The sequence below is a fragment of the Rhizobium brockwellii genome (genome assembly GCF_000769405.2).
In the GTDB taxonomy this organism is placed as follows: Bacteria; Pseudomonadota; Alphaproteobacteria; order Rhizobiales; family Rhizobiaceae; genus Rhizobium; species Rhizobium brockwellii.
In genome coordinates, this window is sequence record NZ_CP053439.1 from 1654314 (window position 1) to 1670435 (window position 16122).

Below are 16122 nucleotides of genomic sequence, written 5' to 3' on the forward strand. Positions count from 1 at the left end.
CTCACACTCCCGCACGGATATACATGCTGCGCAATTCACCGCCGCGAAAGACGTCAGAGGTAGGCGTGGGAGAAACGGATACCATAGAGGCCACATAGGCGGGGTTGACGGCGTTGCTTATCGGCGAGGGTAGTGCGGGTGCTGCGCCACGGCTATGTGGATGACCTCTCGAGTGGCGGCAGATACCCGCATTGAGTTGATAATCATCAGCTTCGACCCGCTGTCGCCTCCGTAGATAAGCCGCGCCGCATCCGGCGGCGTGAGACTGTCCTGCGCGTGAACGGCTAAGAGGCGGTCTCGGTCCGGGTTGGTCTTGCGGCCATTTACAGCCAAGGTTCAAGCTGGATCTAGCCGTGACGGCTGGAATCCCAGCCAAGGGCCCTTTCGACGACGCCGCGAACGAAAGCGTCATCAAGCTCTTGCCGCGAAAACCACCGGCGATAGAACAGTGGCCCGGCGATAGCCGCCGTAAGATCGGATGCATCAAAATTCGGGCCTAATTCACCGCGCGCTTGCGCCCGCGCAGCAATCGCGCCGAACCCCGACATCATGCCAGCGTGAGTGCGCGACTGGAACTCGGCGACTTCCTTGTCGCGCTCGGCGGCGTCAATGATCGAGGGCATCGCGGACGACCACCGGCCTGTCTGCAAGCGTTCAGCGAAAGCTAGTGTCAGCGCGGTCAGATCGCCTCGAAAGCTGCCGGTGTTGGGCGTCGGGAGCCGAGGGGCGAATTGCATGACGGCATCGAAGAGAAGGCCTGTGCGCGATGGCCAGTGCCGGTAGATCGTGGTCTTAGCGACGCCCGATCGCCGTGACACCTCGTCGACGCTGACGCCGCTTAGCCCAAACTCTGTGAGCAATTCGTAGGCTGCGGCCAGGCTCGCCAGCTTCACGGCTTCCTTGGATCGCCGAAGCGGTCCCGGTTCTTTCGCTGGCTCCGCCTCGCTGCGGGACTTTGTAGACACACCTTGACTCCCCATACTTAGCTACGATACTGTAGCGTAGCTTCAAACATAATGCACACCGTTATCGAAGGTGATCCTACCATGAGTCTCAAGCAAACCCGACTGGTTACCAATGATGTAGCGAAGCTGACGCGCTTCTACGAGAGCGTCAGCCAGGCGAGGGCCGAGATACTGAGCAGTGGCTACGCTCAGTTCCATAACGAGCCCTGCGACGGACTGGCCATCGTGGAGCAGGCGTCGACGGAAGCATACGGCGCGGGCGTCGCGGCAGCCGGGGCCAATCGTTCGGTGATCCTCGATTTCGAAGTCACCGACATCGATGCTGAATACGAACGGTTGCAGGACATCGTGAGCGATTGGGTGATGGCGCCGAAGCTCATGCCTTGGGGCGCCCGCGCCATCGTCTTTCGCGATCCGGACGGAAACCTCGTCAATATCTACGCCCATCCGTGAGGCCCTCCCGCTTCCCTTGAAGATCACCGAAACCTTTTGACAGAGGGCAAAACATGACCGCCTCCGATCCACATCCTAGAAAGCGTGTCGCCGTCCTCGACACCGAGATGAGCTATGTCGATGTAGGCGAAGGCGATCCCATCGTCTTCCTGCACGGCAATCCTACGTCCTCGTACCTCTGGCGGAACATCATTCCGCACCTCAGCGACATCGGGCGGTGTCTTGCGCCCGACCTGATCGGCATGGGGCAATCGGGCAAATCGCCCACCTATTCCTACCGCTTCGTCGATCATGCCCGCTATCTCGACGCCTGGTTCGACGCCATGAACCTGAGCAGGGCTATCTTGGTCGTTCACGACTGGGGCTCGGCGCTTGGCTTTCACCGCGCCTACCGTCATCCGGACCAGATCGCGGCGATCGCGTACATGGAAGCTGTTGTCCGACCGTTTAGCTGGGACGATTTCGGCGCATCGGCCGGCGGGTTCCGCGCACTGCGATCAAGCGAAGGCGAGCACCTCGTTCTGGACGAGAATTTCTTCGTCGAAAAAATGCTCCCGGGGGCGATCATCCGGACCCTCAGCGAGGAGGAGATGGCCGTCTATCGCGCTCCTTACGCCCAGCGCGAAGCACGGTTGCCGACGTTGATCTGGCCGCGACAGGCCTCCGTCGATGGCGAGCCTGCGGACGTGACTGCGATCGTCAGGGCCTACTCTGAATGGCTCAGCCAAAGCGAGATGCCGAAGCTGTTCATCACCGGCGACCCTGGGGCGGTTATCTCGGAGGGCAGCGCAAACCAGCAATTCTGCCGGACCTGGAAAAACCAGCGCGAGGTCACCGTGAAGGGCCGGCACTTCCTGCAGGAGGATTCGCCCGCCGAGATCGGTGCAGCCCTTCGGCAGTTCGTCATCGAAACACGCCGCTAGCCGCACAGCCAAGCCGGCTAATTCATAACAACATTGGAGAAAATCATGACTGTTCTAGTAACGGGCGCCACGGGCAACGTCGGTTCGGTTGTTGTCGAGCAACTTGTCGCAGCAGGATTCGACGTTCGAGCGTTCACGCGCGATCCGGAAAAGGCGACGTTTGCGCCAGGTGTCACGCCGTTCAAGGGTGAGCTGCTCGATGTGGACGCGCTGCGCGCCGCGATGGACGGCGTCGAAGCCGTTTTCCTCCTCAGTCCGGTCGTGCCGGACGAGCTGAACGTCACGATTTCCGCGCTTAATCTTATTCGCGAGGCGAAGATCAGGGCAGTCGCTTACCTGTCGGTGTTTCGGGTCGATGAAACCGAAGACGTCCCTCACTTCGCATCGAAGTTTGCCGCTGAGCGCCTGATCACCAAACACAATATGCCGGTGACCATTTTGCGCCCGAACGCATACATGCAGAGCCCTGGCGTCAAGGACGCGCTTGGTCACGGCATGTTCCCGTTCCCGATCGGACAGAAGGGTGTCTCTTTCACCGACATCCGCGACATCGCCGAGGTCGCGGTGCTCGAAATCCAGCGCCGGCTCGCCTCTAACGAACCGCTCGGCCCGGAAATCTACGAGGTCGTCGCTGAAGACGTCCTCACCGGGGAAAGCGGCGCGAAACTCTGGAGCGAGGCGCTTGGCCGCCCGATCAAATACATCGGCGACGATATCGACCAGTGGGTCCAGAGCTTGCGGGCCTTCGCGCCCAACTGGATGGCCTATGACTTCAAATACATGATGAAGCATTTTCAGGAGGACGGGCCGGTCTCAAGCGCCGCTGGACTGGAGCGCCTGCGCGAGCGTCTTGGCCGCAACCCGCGCTCCTACCACGACTTCGCCGTGGAGAGCGCCAAGCTGTGGAGCGAGGCTTCCAACTAATCAGGAAGAGACGCAGGCCGTGCAGGTCTGCGTCTCGCTCGCCACCCAAGCTTAAATTGAGGACAACCAAATGAGAATCACACGCCATCGATACACGGTGAAGCCGGAATACGTCGCGCAGAACAGGCAGAACCTTGATGAGTTCATTGCAGCGCTGACGGCGGCGGCGGTGCCTGGCCTTTCCTATCGCGTGTTCCTTGAAGAAGACGGTCAGACCTTTCTTCATCTGGTGACCTCTCAAGACGATCCGTCCGCAGTCATCACCGGCCTGCCATCGTTCAAGAAGTTCCAATCGGAATTGTTGGCGAGCGACCCTGTCGCAAAGCCGGACCAAGTCGGCATGTCGCTCATCGCGACAAGTGGAGAATCGTTCAGGTAGATCGCCGGCCGGTCACGGTCTTCAGCCTTTTAATCCGAGGTTGTCGCAGTGTCCGACGCGCTTTCCCTAGAACAAGCAAGAAAGAATGAAACCTATGTCTAATGAAAAAGTGGTGCTTGTTACTGGCGGGACCGGCAGCCAGGGCGGTGCGACCGTCACGCATTTGTTGGCAGCGAAAAAGGTCCGCGTCAGGGTGCTGACGCGGAACCTTGAATCGCCGAAGGCCAGGAGCCTGGCCGCGCGTGGCGTGGAGCTCGTCAAGGGTGACTTCGACGACGTGGCATCGCTTAGAAAAGCGTTGGCGGGCGTCTCCGCTGCGTTTTCGGTACAGCAATGGACGGAAAAGGGCGGCACCGAGGCGGAGGAGCTGCACGGCAAGAGGTTTGCCGATGCGGTCAAGGAGTCGGGCAGCCCTCATCTCGTCTACTCATCAGCGGAGGGGGCCGAGCGGAACAGCGGCCTTGCCCACTACGAGAGCAAATGGGCGATCGAACAACACATTCATGCGTTAGGTCTGCCGGCGACGATCCTGCGTCCGGTCGGTTTCATGGATGCGTTTGGCGCCGCGGCGATTCCGCGCGGCATGTTCCTCGGAATTTTCAGAGCGAACTTTGGCCCATCACTCCCGATCCAGTTCGTGGCCACCTACGACATCGGTTGGTTCGCTGCGCGCGCGCTCGAAGATCCGGAAAGCTACGCCGGGCGCGTCATCCCGCTCGCCGGGGATCAGTTGAGCATCAACGATATCGTCAGGACCTTCAAGACTGTCACCGGAAAGAAGCCCTGGGTGGCGCCAATTCCCGCCTTCCTGGCCAAGCGGGCGATGCCGAAGGAGTTCTTGGATATGTTCACCTGGATTCGCGAAAAGGGCTTCAAAGCGAACATTGCAGAAGCGCGGAAAGAAAATCCGCAGATGCTGACATTTGCCGGGTGGGTGAAAAAATATAGCGACGAACACTGACCAGCGATCGTTTTAGGGTCGGCCGTCAAGTAGCAACATAGATGGGATATAATATGACTAAAGTCGCGATTTTCATTCAACTGAAAGCGAAGGCAGGAAAGGAACAGGAAGCTGCTGCATTCCTTCAAAGCGCACAGGGGTTACTTCAGCAAGAACCTTTGACTGTCGCCTGGTTTGCGGTTCGTTTCGATCAATCGACATTCGGCATATTCGACGCCTTCGAAGAGGAAGAGGGGCGCCAAGCGCATCTTAACGGTTCGATCGCCGCCGCCCTCACGGCAAAATATGACGAACTATTCGAAGGGCCGCTTGAAATCAGGCAACCCGAGGTTCTGGCGGACCGCCTTTTGGCCTGACGCGACATTCTCGGAGCGAGCGAAGTGCAGCCGCTTCGAGAAGTTTTAGCCGGATCGCGCGTTTTGAAGGACTGAGGATTATGGACATCGACACAAGCGCGCTTTTCGCGCCGATCGTTATAAACGGCCACACGGTGAAGAACCGTCTATCCGTCGCGCCGATGACGCGGATCACCGCGACCGAAGACGGCCGGGCGACCGAGACGATGACGCGCTATTACGAGCGCTTCGCGCGGGGTGGCTTCGGCGCCGTCATCACCGAGGGCATCTACACGGATCAGGCGTTCTCGCAGGGCTATGTGCATCAGCCCGGGATGACCGACGAGGTGCAGGCCAACGCCTGGAAGCCCGTCGTCAGCGGCATCAGGGCGCATGGCGCGCTCGCCATCGCGCAGCTGATGCATGCCGGCGCGATCAGCCAGAGCAACCGCTTTCGCGACACGACGGTCGGGCCTTCCGCGATCCAGCCCAAAGGCGAGCAGATGGCGTTCTATCACGGCAAGGGCCGCTACGCCGTGCCGGCAGCGATCTCGGACGAACAGATTGCCGACGTCGTCACCGGCTTCGCTGAATCGGCGGCACGGGCAATCGGGATCGCGGGGTTCGACGCGATCGAGATCCATGGCGCCAATGGATATCTCCTCGACCAGTTCCTGACCGACTATGCGAACACGCGCTCGGATCGCTGGGGCGGCACCACGCAGAACCGCGTGCGCCTGATCCTCGAAACCCTCAAGGCCGTGCGCGAGAAGGTTGGCGCCGAGGTGCCGGTCGGCGTCCGTATCTCGCAAGGCAAGGTGAACGACTACGGGCACAAGTGGGCCGACAGCGAGCGCGACGCGGAGATCGTCTTCGGCAGCATCGCGGACGCTGGCGTCGACTTCATCCACGTGACCGATTTCGAGGCGTGGCAGCCGGCATTCGCGCCGGGCGGCCCCTCGCTGATGCGCCTTGCCAAGCAGCACGCGCCCAAGGCGGCGATCCTCGCCAACGGCAGCCTACACAACATCGACCGGGCGGTGGCCGCGCTCGACGACGGGGCCGACGTGCTGACCATCGCCCGTGGCGCGCTGGCCAATCCCGACCTGCCGCGCCGCCTGTCCGAACGGGCTACGCTCAGGGACTTCGACCCGGTGATCCTCGGCCCGATCGCCAACATCAAGGACGTCGAATTGGCGATGTGAGATGATTTGGGGCGGCGTCTTATGCCGCCCATTGCAACTATCGAAGGTCGTTCGACGTCCACCCTGTCAGAATCGTACCGGTCGCCTGTCGATGCATCTTGGACAGATTTTCGGGGGTGAAGCCTGCCCGGGCATACAACGCCATCGTTAAGAGGACTCCGGTCAATGCAATCGCCAAGCCTTCGGCATCCGCACCGGGAGACAGATCGACCCCGGCGGCATTCGAGAGTTTTCGCTGCAATATGGATCGAGCTGTTTCCAATGCGCTCGCCAGTGCTGTTTGGATCTCTAAGTCATCACCACTCGCGGCCGGAGCGGTACCGAAAACAAAGCAGCCGAGTTCATCACGCGTGTAGACGGTCGCTGCGAAGTCGAAGAATTGATCGAGGCAGCTCCGCAAACCACCAGGCTGATCCAGAATTCGACCGGCCTCGTCCACGAATTTACTCATGAATCTCTCGAGCGTGGCTAGGTATAGCCCGCGCTTATCGCCGAACGCGGCAGCGAGGTTAGGGCGATTGAGGCCCGCCGCAGCCGCAAGCTCATCGAGGGAGGCGCCGTCGAATCCCTTGCGCCAGAAAACCGGAAGCACCCGGTCTAGCGCAGCTCCTCTATCGAAGCTCAGGGGTCGGCCGCGGGTACGGGAACCATTCAACTTATTTTCCTTCGAGTTCGCACGAAATCATTGACGCGCGTATTATCATGCGGTATCGCATGAAAATCAAGTTCCGGATTTAAGTGAGGGTTGATAATGACGGCAGCGCTGATGGGGACTCTGGCCTGGGCCGATAGAACCGACGGTCGGTTGAGTGCGGACGAGAAAATTGCCCTTGCTCGGAACCTCGCTTCTCTGCGGGCTGAGATGGTGTTTGACGAGGCCCGTTACCGGCTTGGGCTCCTTCGCCCTGCGAAGATCGAGTTGGATACCCTGACTCCGCCCGATACGAAGCTTGTGCGCGACGCGGACGAGTTCGCCCGTAGTGTCTATCCCGACGTGCTTTGGGCGCATTGCCTTCGGACATACTATTTCGGAGCGCAGGTTGCGGCGTTTGACGGCATCAAGTTCGATCGCGAAGTATTCTACGCAGCGGCGATCTGCCACGACGCGGGCATCAACGAGGGTGTCGCCGGGCCTGTAGCGGCATGCTGCTTCGCGCACAGCGGCGGCCGCCTAACCTGCGAGACACTTTCCGGCAAAGGCCACGGCGAGTCGGCGGTTCGCGTCGGTGATGCAATCTCGACGCACATGAATTTGGTCGTGCCGCCGGATCAATACCCTTCGGAAAGCACGCTCGTCGCGGTAGGCGCAACATGCGATATCTTCGGCACCTACGTTCGCCGGATCGAGCTTACGACGCTGGCCGCAACGGTGGAACGCGCACCGCGCACCGGCTTATTTGAGGCCTTCGGACCGTTTCTTACCCAGCCACATCTGGAAGACAGCAGGACCGCGCTCCTCGTGCAAATGGGCGCATTCGACAGCAACGGGACGCATCCGATCGAGAGCGTACTCGCGAGCTAGCGATCCACCGACGTCAACAACGAAGCCGGGCAAGCCTAGCGCTCGTATTCCGCTGAACGGTGGCACCAGCATAAATTTCCGTCCTTTTCAGAAAGTGATTCAATGTCGCAAGAACCCATCCAGAACACCGATGCCGCGATCAGCTCAATCCTTGATCGTTTCGCGATCGAGGACTTACTGACCTCGTATGCTCGTGCGATTGACCGGCTGGACATTGAATTGCTCAAGTCGCTCTATCACGAAGACGCGCGAACCGAGCATGCCTGGTTCGAAGGGACGGCGCGCGATTTCGCCGACAAGGTGATTGCCTTCTCTCGCGACACATTCGCCTCGACGATGCACCACGTGACCCACACGCATATTGCCTTGAACGGCGATGCTGCGGCCGCTGAGTCCTATTATTACGCCTATCATCTGCTTGAGGGCGACATCGACAAGGTCGCCGGGTTCTTCGGAAAGTCCTACGCCGAGCGTTGTGCAGAGGACGGCACGATCAACGACGGCCATGAATTCATATCCGGTGGCCGCTACGTCGACTCGCTTACTAAGCGGGAGGGCGTCTGGCGTTTCGCCAACCGCGAGACCACGGTCGAGTGGAAGCACTTCCGCCCGGCGACTCATGGCGATCCGGGATCTGGCATCGAGAAGATCGTTGCGCCGGCTGGCCGCGATCGCAACGACGTTGCCTATCGCGCCTTCGCCGCAATCGGGCGCTGAAGCACGACGCTATCAGGCCGAGACAGATCCGGCATGGGGCAGGCGGTGCGCATATTCCCGCACGATGAAGCGGGTGCGCCGCAAAGCGAATAGAGGCCGGCGCCGCCGACGACCGCAGCAGATTAATTCGACAGAGGACGACGTGATATGGGTGCTCAGACGCAAATCGAAGATGACTCGACGGCATCGGGGGGTGGCGGAGCCATCAAGCCAACGGTCGTGCTTGTGCACGGCGGCCTCGAAGATGCGTCAATCTGGCATCTGGTGATCCCTCGGCTCCAACGCGACGGCTACCCCGTCATCGCCTTTGCCAACCCGCTACGCAGTCTGGGCATCGACGTCGCATACCTTCGGAGCGTCCTCGACGGGATTGAGGGGCCCGTGATTCTTGTTTCCCACGCCTACGGCGGGGCTGTCATCACCCAGGCTGGGGACCACCCAAAGGTCAGCGGCCTTGTCTACGCAGCCGCCCCAATGCCTGCGGTCGGAGAGCGCCTCAAGGATTGCCTCGAACGGTTTCCCGGCTTCGACTTCGCCTCATCCGTCAACGTGACCAGATATACCCTGCCCGACGGAACCAGCGGGGCATATTCCCTTGTCCGAGCCGACAAGTTCCGCGCCCTCCTTGCTGCCGACGTGCCCGAGGACGAACTTGCCTTGATGATGGCCACCCAGCGTCCAATCGACCTGGCCGCCATCACCGAGCAACTCACGTCCGCGGCGTGGACGAGCAAACCGAGCTGGCAAATCAGGCCTCTGCAGGACGCGGTGTTTCCTGTGGAAGAATATAAACTCCAGGCCGATCGCGCCCGCTCCACCGTCATCGAGGTGAACTCCTCGCACGCCGTCCCCGTCACTTACCCGGAAGTCGTGGTCGATGTGATCGGGCAAGCTGCGCGCTCCACCACGACATAACGACAGCCTGTTTAGCGGCGCTGCCAGCGCCGGCATTTTTAGTTCGTATCTGGCTTCAGGAGTGCCGCGGATGTGCGGCCAATAGACCATTGAGAGAGATGACCAATGAACAACGTTTCGATATTTTGGATGCAGCTTACCGCAAGTGTAGTCGTCTTGACTGTCATATCGGTTTGGTATGTTTGGCCCGCACTAACCAAGATTCCCCTTAAATCTGCCTTAGCCATCCTGCTCTTTGCGCATGTGCCGCGATACGTGGGCATGACACTGCTCGTTCCGGGCGTGGTCGACTCAAGGCTGCCGTCTTCGTTTCTTTCCGGCGCCGCCTACGGCGACCTCATAGAAGCAGGGCTCGCGCTCGCTTGCATCTTTCTCCTGCGTACCAATTGGCGTGTCGCAATTCCTCTTGTTTGGATAACCAACATTTGGGGATTCGTGGACCTACTGATCGGAGTACGCGGTCTTCTGCAAATAAACTTACCAACCTACGACATGGGCGCCTTTTGGTTTATCTATATTTTCTATGCTCCCGTCGTACTTGTCGCTCACCTACTGATCTTCTTGGTTTTGTCCAAAGCTAAGTCGTGGCAGACGAGATGACCGTCACGATCTGTGCTTGATCTTATCCGCGAGGCGAAGATCAGGGCAGTCGTCTATCCGCAGGTGTTAACATCTGTCGGGTGGATAAAGAGATACACCAGCGAACAATGACGCTTGCCCCGAGGTCCTGCTCCTCGGCGGGATCAAGGGGTGCAAGCATCGTCCTCCACCAGCAGTCAGTCGAGTTCTGCGGCGCAACATCTGCGGCGTCATCCGCAAAACGTGCTTTGCAGCTCTTTTTGTGTCCGCGGAGCGATCATGGATACACACCGCCCACGCGAGATTGACGATGAACTCTTCGCTGATCGAAAGCCCTTCAGAAAGCGACGACGGTGCCAGATCTATCCCTTGATCTGCGCTACCTCAGATATGCAATCCTTGTTGCCGAGCATGGAAGCTTTAGGCGCACGGCGGACATTCTTAATATTCCACAGTCCACCGTAAGTCGTCGGATTCAACTGCTAGAGCGACGCATTGGGGTTCAACTGTTCGAGCGGAGCCGATCTGGTGCGCGCACGACACTTGCCGGGGAACGCTTCCTGCGGGAGGCCGCAGTCGGAGCGGACCATCTCAGAGAGGCCGTAAACGGACTTGCGCTCGCCCGACGAGGTCATCTCGGAGAGCTGCGGATTGGACTGATGGCTTCGTTGGCGAGTGGCTTCCTGGCTGATTTGCTTGGAGCGTACCATCGCAGATTTCCGGGGATTGAGATAAAGCTGGATGAGGCGACCTCTCAGGTGAATGCCAGCGCCGTGCTCAACGGCCGACTGGATGCCGCCTTTATACCTGGCGATCCAAAACTACCTGGATGTCGAACGGAAAGACTGTGGGATGAGAAAATTTGTGTTGCGGTCCCTGAAGCTCACGCAATGGCCGCTCTCGCAGCGGTCACCTGGGATGATGTAAGGCACGAGACCTTTCTCGTGACTGCGGATGCAGCAGGACCGGAGATAGAGGATCACCTGGTAAGGCAGTTATCCGGCCCTGGATTTCACCCAAGGATCTCGGTTCAGCGTGTAGGCCGGGAGAACCTGATCAATATGGTCGCGCAAGGGTTTGGGATAACTCTGACCACACGTTCGACCTTTGGTATCCCGTATCCGGGAGTCCGCTTCCTTTCGATCGCTAGTGGCGAAGACACAGTGTCGTCCAGCGTGGTGTGGTCGGCATCGAATCAGAATCCGGCACTTAAGCTTTTGATTGAGTTAAGCTTGGATCACGCACGCCAGACGCGACGCGCAGAGATCAGGAAGGGCGCGGCGACAGATTGATCGGATGCGGTTGCGGTCTACCTTAAGAGGACTGACGGCGCGCCTTGGCGAAACCGCGGTCGGTAGCGATGAAGCGCTGGACCATCGGTGCGATGAGCTTCACAGGATCGGCTAAGGGTTGGCCGCTTTCCCGCGCGAGAATCTCGGCATAGGCAACGAGATCCCGGTGTAGCGGCCCGGGCAGCTCGACCGTCACCTTGATCGGCTTGTCGTCGGCAATCGTGCCGAGCTTGAGCTTGGTCATCTCACCCTCCATAAGGTTCGAGCACCAGATCGCGGGTGACGATCACGCGCACAGGGAAGCCCGGTCGGACTGTCAGCGTTGGTGCGATGTTGAGCTGGCGCCGGACGATCTGCTGGCCGGCGTCGTTTATCGTGTCCTGCCCGCCGTTGCGGATCGCGCTGACCAGCCGATCGTCATCGTTTGTGGCTAGTTCCGCTCCGACGCTGAGCAAGGTTGACAGCCCTGCGGCTTTTGCCAGATCCCACCAGTGATAATCGACACCATCCTGAAGGCCGGCGAATCCCTCCGCGTCTGCGCCCGGCTGGCGCTCAAGAACGATCGAGCGACCGTTCGGAAAGATCAGCCGGTTCCAGACCAGCAGCACGCGGCTTTGACCGAACTGCACGTTGTTGTCGTATTGGCCGATGACGCGCGTGCCCTGGGGCACGAGGAGAATGCGGCCGGTTGGGCTGTCGTAGATGTTCTCGGTAACCTGCGCGGTAATCTGGCCCGGCAGATCGGACCTGATGCCGGTGATCAGCGCAGCCGATATGACCGCGCCTGCTTGCAGGATGTTCGGCGATGCGGGCGCAACGACACGATCGGCCGCGACTGTACGGCGGTCCGGGGCCGCGTTGAGAAAGGCAGTCTGGCGGTCCTGCGCCGATGGTGTCGCCGGCGGAGGCGCGAGGCCGAGGCCCGCGAGGTCGGGCGCTGGCGGCGGAGCGATGGCGGGCGCCGCAACGGACGCTCCAGTGCGCGTCTCGGTGCCGGAAAATAGCCGGCTAGTTCTGGCGGTCTCAATCTCCTGCAGCCTGCGCTGCTCTTCGGGACTGATGCCCGGATTGGGAGTGGCGATGCCAGGCGTCGGAACGGGCTGGCCGCGCTCCTGCGCGCCGACGATCGCGCGGCCTAGGTCTCCCGGTAGCGGCGGACCAAGGCGAGGCACGCCGCTGTAGTCACGCGGCAAGCCGGCGAGCCCGTCGGCGGTCGAGCGGTTCTCCGTCGAATAGAGTTCCTCGTTCGGGCGCGCGCCATCGCGGGTCTGAAGCGCATAGACGAGAGCGCCGCCGAGCCCGACGCTGGCGACGAGGCCGATTCCCGCGAGGACCTTACGCGACAGCCGGGTGACGCGCGGCGGTTCCGCGCGCAGACGCATTGGTGCAGGCCCGATCGGCTCGCCGGTCAAGGGCTGCGTATCGTCGTCCGGCACTTCCTCATTCCGGGGCGGATTCTCGCTCACGATGCGGGCCTCCCGTCAGTGCGGGTAATGCGCACGCGCTTCTGGTGATTACCGGAGCCGAAGCGCAGTTCGGCCGCGGCGAAGAGCCGATCGACGATCATGTGGTTGCCGCGAACGCGGTAGTTTACCAGCTCTGAGGTGTTGCCCTCCGGTCCGACGACGAATAGCGGCGGCATTTCGCCTTGACTGATCCCGCGCGGGAATTCGATGAAGACCTGGCGACCGTCGTCAAAGGCGCGCAGCGGTCGCCACGGCGCACGGTCACCGTCGATGGCGTAGCGGAAATTGACGTTGGTGAGATCGACGCCGCTCGCCACCGGCTGGGAGGCCTGCGCCTCGGCGTTTTGCCGGCGCAGCGCGATGAGCTGGTCCTGTGGGTACTGCCAGGACACAGACGCCATATACGTCCGTTCGGTCGAGCGCAGTTCCATATGATAGGTGCGCAGATTGGTATTGATGACGAGGTTGGTCATCAGATCGGTGCGGGTGGGCTTCACGAGGATATGGATCTGCCGGGTCGCGCCCGAACCGCTCTCGGTATCACCGATGATCCAGCGCACCGTGTCGCCGGCGGCGACGGGGCCTGAGCCGACAAGCTGTTCCCCGGGTTGCAACGCGATGTCCGTGATTTGTCCGACGGCCGTATAGACCTGATAGAGCGCCCCTTGCGTGAACGGATAGACCTGCATCGAGTTGATGAAGCCGTCGCGCACCGGCTGGATGCGCGCGGCTGCATTGGCCTGGTTCACCCGCGCCGTTGGGTCGGTCGGCTCCGGTATACGCCGGGATGGCTCGACGCGCTGCAACTGGCCAGGCAGCGGCAGCGGCCGAGGCAGTTCGACTACGGTTACGGGTGCAGGGGGATCGACAGTCTGCACGGCCGGAGCGGCATTGTCATAAGAGATCTCCGGCGGCGGATTGGTGGTGGCGCAGCCGGCGAGCGCGGTCGTCGCCAGCAGGACCATGGGGAATGCGGCTTTGCGAAAAGCCGAGACTACGGATGTGTGTGAAGCCGGGTTTCCGGCTTTACGGAAATACGGCTTCATTGCCCAAGCTCCCGTGACCAGTTGATGGCGTTGACGTAGATTCCGAGCGGATTTGCCCTGAGCCTGTCGGCGTTGCGCGGGATCTGCACCACGATCGTCAGGATCGCGGTCCAGCGCGTGGTCTCGGCCAGCTGGCCGTTCTCATAGCGGCGCTCGACCCAGGCGACGCGGAAGCTGTTGGGTGACGCGCGAATGACACTGGAGACGTCGATCGCGATCTGCTGGCGGCCGACCTTCGCAAACGGGTCGTTCGACCGAGCGTAATCGTTCAGGGCCATGGCGCCGCGATCGGTCGTGAAGTCATAAGCGCGCAGCCAATTCTGGCGCACGATGATGGCGTCGGCCGGAATAGAGCGAACCTGCTCGATGAACCGCGCGAGGTGGAAAGCGATTTGCGGATCGGTCGGCCGGTAGTCGGTGACGGCAGGCGCGACGGCCTGCGCCTGGCCGAGCCGATCGACCTGCACCACCCACGGCACGATCGTTCCCCGCGCTGACTGCACAACGAGCGCGGTGGCGAACCCGGCCGACAGGATCAGCGAGCCGAACGCCATCAGCCGCCAGTTCTTCGCCTGGACACGCGAGGCGCCTATTCGCTCATCCCAGGCCTGGGCGGCGCGCTGATAGGGCGTCTCCGGCTCGGAGGCTTTTCCGTAATGAGTGGTTGGTCGTTTGAACATCAGCGATCGCCTTCGGAAAGATTGACGGAAGAGCCGCCGCCGTGGGCGTCGCCTGAGCGGACGGCATGGGCTGTGGCCTGGACGGCATGGGTCATGTGTTGGGATCGGCGCATCCGTTGCGCCCAGGCCGGCGGACCGCCGGCGTTCGCGGAACCGGTGGCAGCGGCGCCGTCACCGGCCGCGTCTCCGCCGATCGAACCCGCGGTGGAAGTGCCGCCCGTCGCCTCGAAGGCAGCCTTGCCGCCAGCATTGAAGCTGGAGCGCATGCTTTCGGCGGCCCGCGACGCGGCGCGGCGCAGTGGAGAGACGGCGGCGCTACCGCCGGCACGGGCGACCCCACCGAGCCCGGAGGCGACACCGGCCGCGCCGGACTGACCGGCTGCGCCGAGGCTGTAGGCAGTGGACGCGCCGCCAGCGATCGCGGCACCGCCGCGAGCGGCGGCGGCGGCGCCACCCGCGAGCGCAGCGCCACCGGACGTGGCGGCACCGACGGCGCCAGCGCCTAGCGCGACCATGCCGCCTGCGGCCATGCCCGTGCCGACCGCCGCGCCGGCGCTGAGCTGCGGGCCGCCGGAAACGAGACCACTGGCGATGCCGGGACCGAAGATGCCGAGGCCAAGCAGCGACAGCGCGGCGAGCACGATCGCCATCGCTTCGTCGATGGTAGGGGTTGCCCCGCCGAAGCCGGATGTGAACTCTGAGAAGAGGGTCGAGCCGATGCCGATGATGACGGCAAGCACCAAAACCTTGATGCCGGAGGAGATGACGTTGCCGAGTACGCGTTCGGCCATGAAGGCCGATTTGCCGAACAGGCCGAAGGGGATCAGCACGAAGCCCGCGAGCGTCGTCAGCTTGAATTCGATGAGGGTGACGAAGAGCTGGATGGAGAGGATGAAGAAGGCGAGAAGCACCAGCGCCCAGGCAAGGAACATGCAGGCGATCTGGATGAAGTTCTCGAAGAACGACCAGTAGCCCATCAGACCAGAGATCGACTCCAAGAGCGGCCGGCCGGCGTCGAGACCGGTTTGCGCGACCTTGCCAGGGCGCAAGAGATCGGCCGTGGTGAAGCTGGTGCCGCTGGCCTTTAAGCCCAGGCCGGCGAAGCTTTCGAAGACGATGCGTGCCAGGTTGTTCCAGTTGCCGATGATGTAGGCGAAGACGCCGACGAACAGCGTCTTCTTCACCAGGCGAGCCATGATGTCGTCGTCGGCGCCCCAGCTCCAGAAGAGTGCAGCCAGCGTCACGTCGATGACGATCAGGGTGGTGGCGATGAAGGCGACTTCGCCGCTGAGCAACCCGAATCCGCTATCGATGTAGCGGGTAAATACCTCGAGGAAATGGTCGATGACGCCGGTGCCGCCCATGATGTTATCTCGCTTCGTCGAGCTGCGGCGCCGCGATCGGCGCGGCGGGCTCCACGGCTGGCTGATCGGTGCGGCCCGGTTGGGGAGTGGTGTCGTTTCGCGGCGCTGGCGGCATGTCCGGCAGTCGCTCGGCAGGTCGCGCGCCGGGCGCAAGGAAGCGGTTGCGGTTTTCAGCCCAAGCCCGCAGGCATGCGAGGTCGCGGGGACCGGCTTCGCCGAGCGCCTGGCAGCGGATCAGCTCGTCGCGCAACGGGTCGGCCGTGGTCACGGCGGCGCGGCCGGACGGCCACGCCTCGGGCGCTTCTTCTTTCCGGCTCATCTCGATCGCGGTCGCAGTCACTGCGATTGCGACAAAAATGACGGTGCCGAGTCGGGCGAGCATCTTGCCGTCCATGG

General features: G+C 61.7%; 20 protein-coding genes and 2 pseudogenes. 13 read left to right on the forward strand and 9 right to left on the reverse strand.

Features of this window, described 5'->3' with window-relative positions:
- Nucleotides 1–347 precede the first annotated feature (347 nt).
- Nucleotides 348–893, reverse strand: coding sequence for a TetR/AcrR family transcriptional regulator (locus RLCC275e_RS08380; RefSeq protein WP_033179535.1), 546 nt, complete (start codon nt 891–893; stop codon nt 348–350).
- Nucleotides 894–1046: 153 nt separating this feature from the next.
- Here RLCC275e_RS08380 and RLCC275e_RS08385 point away from each other — a divergent pair, with 153 nt between their 5' ends.
- From RLCC275e_RS08385 to RLCC275e_RS08415, 7 genes are all read left to right on the forward strand, one after another.
- Nucleotides 1047–1418 carry a VOC family protein gene (locus RLCC275e_RS08385; protein ID WP_033179536.1) on the forward strand — a complete coding sequence of 124 codons (372 nt, stop codon included), beginning with the start codon at nt 1047–1049 and terminating at the stop codon, nt 1416–1418.
- Nucleotides 1419–1471: 53 nt separating this feature from the next.
- Entirely contained in the window at nt 1472–2341 is an 870-nt protein-coding gene (locus RLCC275e_RS08390; protein WP_033179537.1) for a haloalkane dehalogenase, read from the forward strand.
- A 33-nt stretch (nt 2342–2374) separates the two neighbouring features.
- Nucleotides 2375–3265: an SDR family oxidoreductase gene (locus tag RLCC275e_RS08395; protein WP_246723428.1), complete on the forward strand. Its 891-nt coding sequence runs from the start codon at nt 2375–2377 to the stop codon at nt 3263–3265.
- 70 nt (nt 3266–3335) lie between these two features.
- Complete coding sequence (locus RLCC275e_RS08400) at nt 3336–3644, forward strand: hypothetical protein (RefSeq protein WP_171891357.1); 309 nt, start codon at nt 3336–3338, stop codon at nt 3642–3644.
- 85 nt (nt 3645–3729) lie between these two features.
- Nucleotides 3730–4605: an NmrA/HSCARG family protein gene (locus tag RLCC275e_RS08405; RefSeq protein WP_082229707.1), complete on the forward strand. Its 876-nt coding sequence runs from the start codon at nt 3730–3732 to the stop codon at nt 4603–4605.
- 53 nt (nt 4606–4658) lie between these two features.
- Nucleotides 4659–4961 (forward strand): putative quinol monooxygenase, encoded by a 303-nt coding sequence (locus tag RLCC275e_RS08410; protein ID WP_033179541.1) that lies wholly within the window; start codon nt 4659–4661, stop codon nt 4959–4961.
- Nucleotides 4962–5041: 80 nt separating this feature from the next.
- Nucleotides 5042–6145 carry an NADH:flavin oxidoreductase gene (locus RLCC275e_RS08415; protein WP_033179542.1) on the forward strand — a complete coding sequence of 368 codons (1104 nt, stop codon included), beginning with the start codon at nt 5042–5044 and terminating at the stop codon, nt 6143–6145.
- Nucleotides 6146–6182: 37 nt separating this feature from the next.
- Here RLCC275e_RS08415 and RLCC275e_RS08420 read toward each other — a convergent pair whose 3' ends face one another.
- Together RLCC275e_RS08420 and RLCC275e_RS34655 are read right to left on the reverse strand one after the other, a co-directional pair.
- Entirely contained in the window at nt 6183–6596 is a 414-nt protein-coding gene (locus tag RLCC275e_RS08420) for a hypothetical protein (RefSeq protein ID WP_246723429.1), read from the reverse strand.
- Nucleotides 6597–6665: 69 nt separating this feature from the next.
- A pseudogene (locus RLCC275e_RS34655) lies at nt 6666–6737 on the reverse strand (TetR/AcrR family transcriptional regulator); the annotation flags it as partial.
- Between the two features lie 159 nt (nt 6738–6896).
- Between RLCC275e_RS34655 and RLCC275e_RS08425 the strand changes: the two are divergent.
- From RLCC275e_RS08425 to RLCC275e_RS08445, 6 genes and pseudogenes are all read left to right on the forward strand, one after another.
- Nucleotides 6897–7667, forward strand: coding sequence for an HD domain-containing protein (locus RLCC275e_RS08425; RefSeq protein ID WP_050516786.1), 771 nt, complete (start codon nt 6897–6899; stop codon nt 7665–7667).
- A 102-nt stretch (nt 7668–7769) separates the two neighbouring features.
- Nucleotides 7770–8384, forward strand: coding sequence for a nuclear transport factor 2 family protein (locus RLCC275e_RS08430; RefSeq protein ID WP_050516787.1), 615 nt, complete (start codon nt 7770–7772; stop codon nt 8382–8384).
- A 147-nt stretch (nt 8385–8531) separates the two neighbouring features.
- Nucleotides 8532–9299 (forward strand): alpha/beta fold hydrolase, encoded by a 768-nt coding sequence (locus RLCC275e_RS08435; RefSeq protein WP_050516788.1) that lies wholly within the window; start codon nt 8532–8534, stop codon nt 9297–9299.
- A gap of 105 nt (nt 9300–9404) precedes the next feature.
- The gene (locus RLCC275e_RS08440; protein WP_033179544.1) at nt 9405–9899 is read left to right on the forward strand and encodes a DUF8737 domain-containing protein; all 495 of its coding nucleotides are present in this window, start codon (nt 9405–9407) and stop codon (nt 9897–9899) included.
- A gap of 332 nt (nt 9900–10231) precedes the next feature.
- Nucleotides 10232–10372 (forward strand): annotated as a pseudogene (locus RLCC275e_RS34215) (helix-turn-helix domain-containing protein); the annotation flags it as partial.
- Nucleotides 10373–10537: 165 nt separating this feature from the next.
- On the forward strand, nt 10538–11170 hold the full coding sequence (locus RLCC275e_RS08445; RefSeq protein ID WP_246723432.1) for a LysR family substrate-binding domain-containing protein: 633 nt from the start codon (nt 10538–10540) through the stop codon (nt 11168–11170).
- Between the two features lie 22 nt (nt 11171–11192).
- Here the strand turns inward: RLCC275e_RS08445 and RLCC275e_RS08450 are convergent, their stop codons facing one another.
- From RLCC275e_RS08450 to trbK-alt, 6 genes are read right to left on the reverse strand one after another with little or no spacing between them, the layout of a single operon-like run.
- On the reverse strand, nt 11193–11414 hold the full coding sequence (locus tag RLCC275e_RS08450) for a DUF2274 domain-containing protein (protein ID WP_033179546.1): 222 nt from the start codon (nt 11412–11414) through the stop codon (nt 11193–11195).
- 1 nt (nt 11415) lies between these two features.
- Complete coding sequence (locus RLCC275e_RS08455; RefSeq protein ID WP_033179547.1) at nt 11416–12636, reverse strand: TraB/TrbI/VirB10 family type IV secretion system protein; 1221 nt, start codon at nt 12634–12636, stop codon at nt 11416–11418.
- Complete coding sequence (gene trbG, locus RLCC275e_RS08460; RefSeq protein ID WP_033179548.1) at nt 12633–13682, reverse strand: P-type conjugative transfer protein TrbG; 1050 nt, start codon at nt 13680–13682, stop codon at nt 12633–12635. The genes RLCC275e_RS08455 and trbG overlap by 4 nt, the downstream gene beginning before the upstream one ends.
- The gene (gene trbF / locus RLCC275e_RS08465) at nt 13679–14362 is read right to left on the reverse strand and encodes a conjugal transfer protein TrbF (protein ID WP_033179549.1); all 684 of its coding nucleotides are present in this window, start codon (nt 14360–14362) and stop codon (nt 13679–13681) included. Before trbF ends, trbG begins: the two co-directional genes overlap by 4 nt.
- Entirely contained in the window at nt 14362–15726 is a 1365-nt protein-coding gene (gene trbL, locus RLCC275e_RS08470; RefSeq protein ID WP_171891358.1) for a P-type conjugative transfer protein TrbL, read from the reverse strand. Before trbL ends, trbF begins: the two co-directional genes overlap by 1 nt.
- 4 nt (nt 15727–15730) lie before the next feature.
- Entirely contained in the window at nt 15731–16120 is a 390-nt protein-coding gene (trbK-alt, locus tag RLCC275e_RS08475; protein WP_033182466.1) for a putative entry exclusion protein TrbK-alt, read from the reverse strand.
- Between the last annotated feature and the right edge of the window lie 2 nt (nt 16121–16122).

Bases quoted from the DNA above. Each gene is read 5' to 3' on its own strand.
- RLCC275e_RS08385 (WP_033179536.1), top strand. From the start codon at position 1,047: ATGAGTCTCAAGCAAACCCGACTGGTTACCAATGATGTAGCGAAGCTG.
- RLCC275e_RS08390 (WP_033179537.1), top strand. From the start codon at position 1,472: ATGACCGCCTCCGATCCACATCCTAGAAAGCGTGTCGCCGTCCTCGAC.
- RLCC275e_RS08400 (WP_171891357.1), top strand. From the start codon at position 3,336: ATGAGAATCACACGCCATCGATACACGGTGAAGCCGGAATACGTCGCG.
- RLCC275e_RS08405 (WP_082229707.1), top strand. From the start codon at position 3,730: ATGAAACCTATGTCTAATGAAAAAGTGGTGCTTGTTACTGGCGGGACC.
- RLCC275e_RS08410 (WP_033179541.1), top strand. From the start codon at position 4,659: ATGACTAAAGTCGCGATTTTCATTCAACTGAAAGCGAAGGCAGGAAAG.
- RLCC275e_RS08415 (WP_033179542.1), top strand. From the start codon at position 5,042: ATGGACATCGACACAAGCGCGCTTTTCGCGCCGATCGTTATAAACGGC.
- RLCC275e_RS08420 (WP_246723429.1), bottom strand. From the start codon at position 6,596: ATGAGTAAATTCGTGGACGAGGCCGGTCGAATTCTGGATCAGCCTGGT.
- RLCC275e_RS08425 (WP_050516786.1), top strand. From the start codon at position 6,897: ATGACGGCAGCGCTGATGGGGACTCTGGCCTGGGCCGATAGAACCGAC.
- RLCC275e_RS08430 (WP_050516787.1), top strand. From the start codon at position 7,770: ATGTCGCAAGAACCCATCCAGAACACCGATGCCGCGATCAGCTCAATC.
- RLCC275e_RS08435 (WP_050516788.1), top strand. From the start codon at position 8,532: ATGGGTGCTCAGACGCAAATCGAAGATGACTCGACGGCATCGGGGGGT.
- RLCC275e_RS08440 (WP_033179544.1), top strand. From the start codon at position 9,405: ATGAACAACGTTTCGATATTTTGGATGCAGCTTACCGCAAGTGTAGTC.
- RLCC275e_RS08445 (WP_246723432.1), top strand. From the start codon at position 10,538: ATGGCTTCGTTGGCGAGTGGCTTCCTGGCTGATTTGCTTGGAGCGTAC.
- RLCC275e_RS08450 (WP_033179546.1), bottom strand. From the start codon at position 11,414: ATGACCAAGCTCAAGCTCGGCACGATTGCCGACGACAAGCCGATCAAG.
- trbG (WP_033179548.1), bottom strand. From the start codon at position 13,682: ATGAAGCCGTATTTCCGTAAAGCCGGAAACCCGGCTTCACACACATCC.
- trbF (WP_033179549.1), bottom strand. From the start codon at position 14,362: ATGTTCAAACGACCAACCACTCATTACGGAAAAGCCTCCGAGCCGGAG.
- trbL (WP_171891358.1), bottom strand. From the start codon at position 15,726: ATGGGCGGCACCGGCGTCATCGACCATTTCCTCGAGGTATTTACCCGC.
- trbK-alt (WP_033182466.1), bottom strand. From the start codon at position 16,120: ATGGACGGCAAGATGCTCGCCCGACTCGGCACCGTCATTTTTGTCGCA.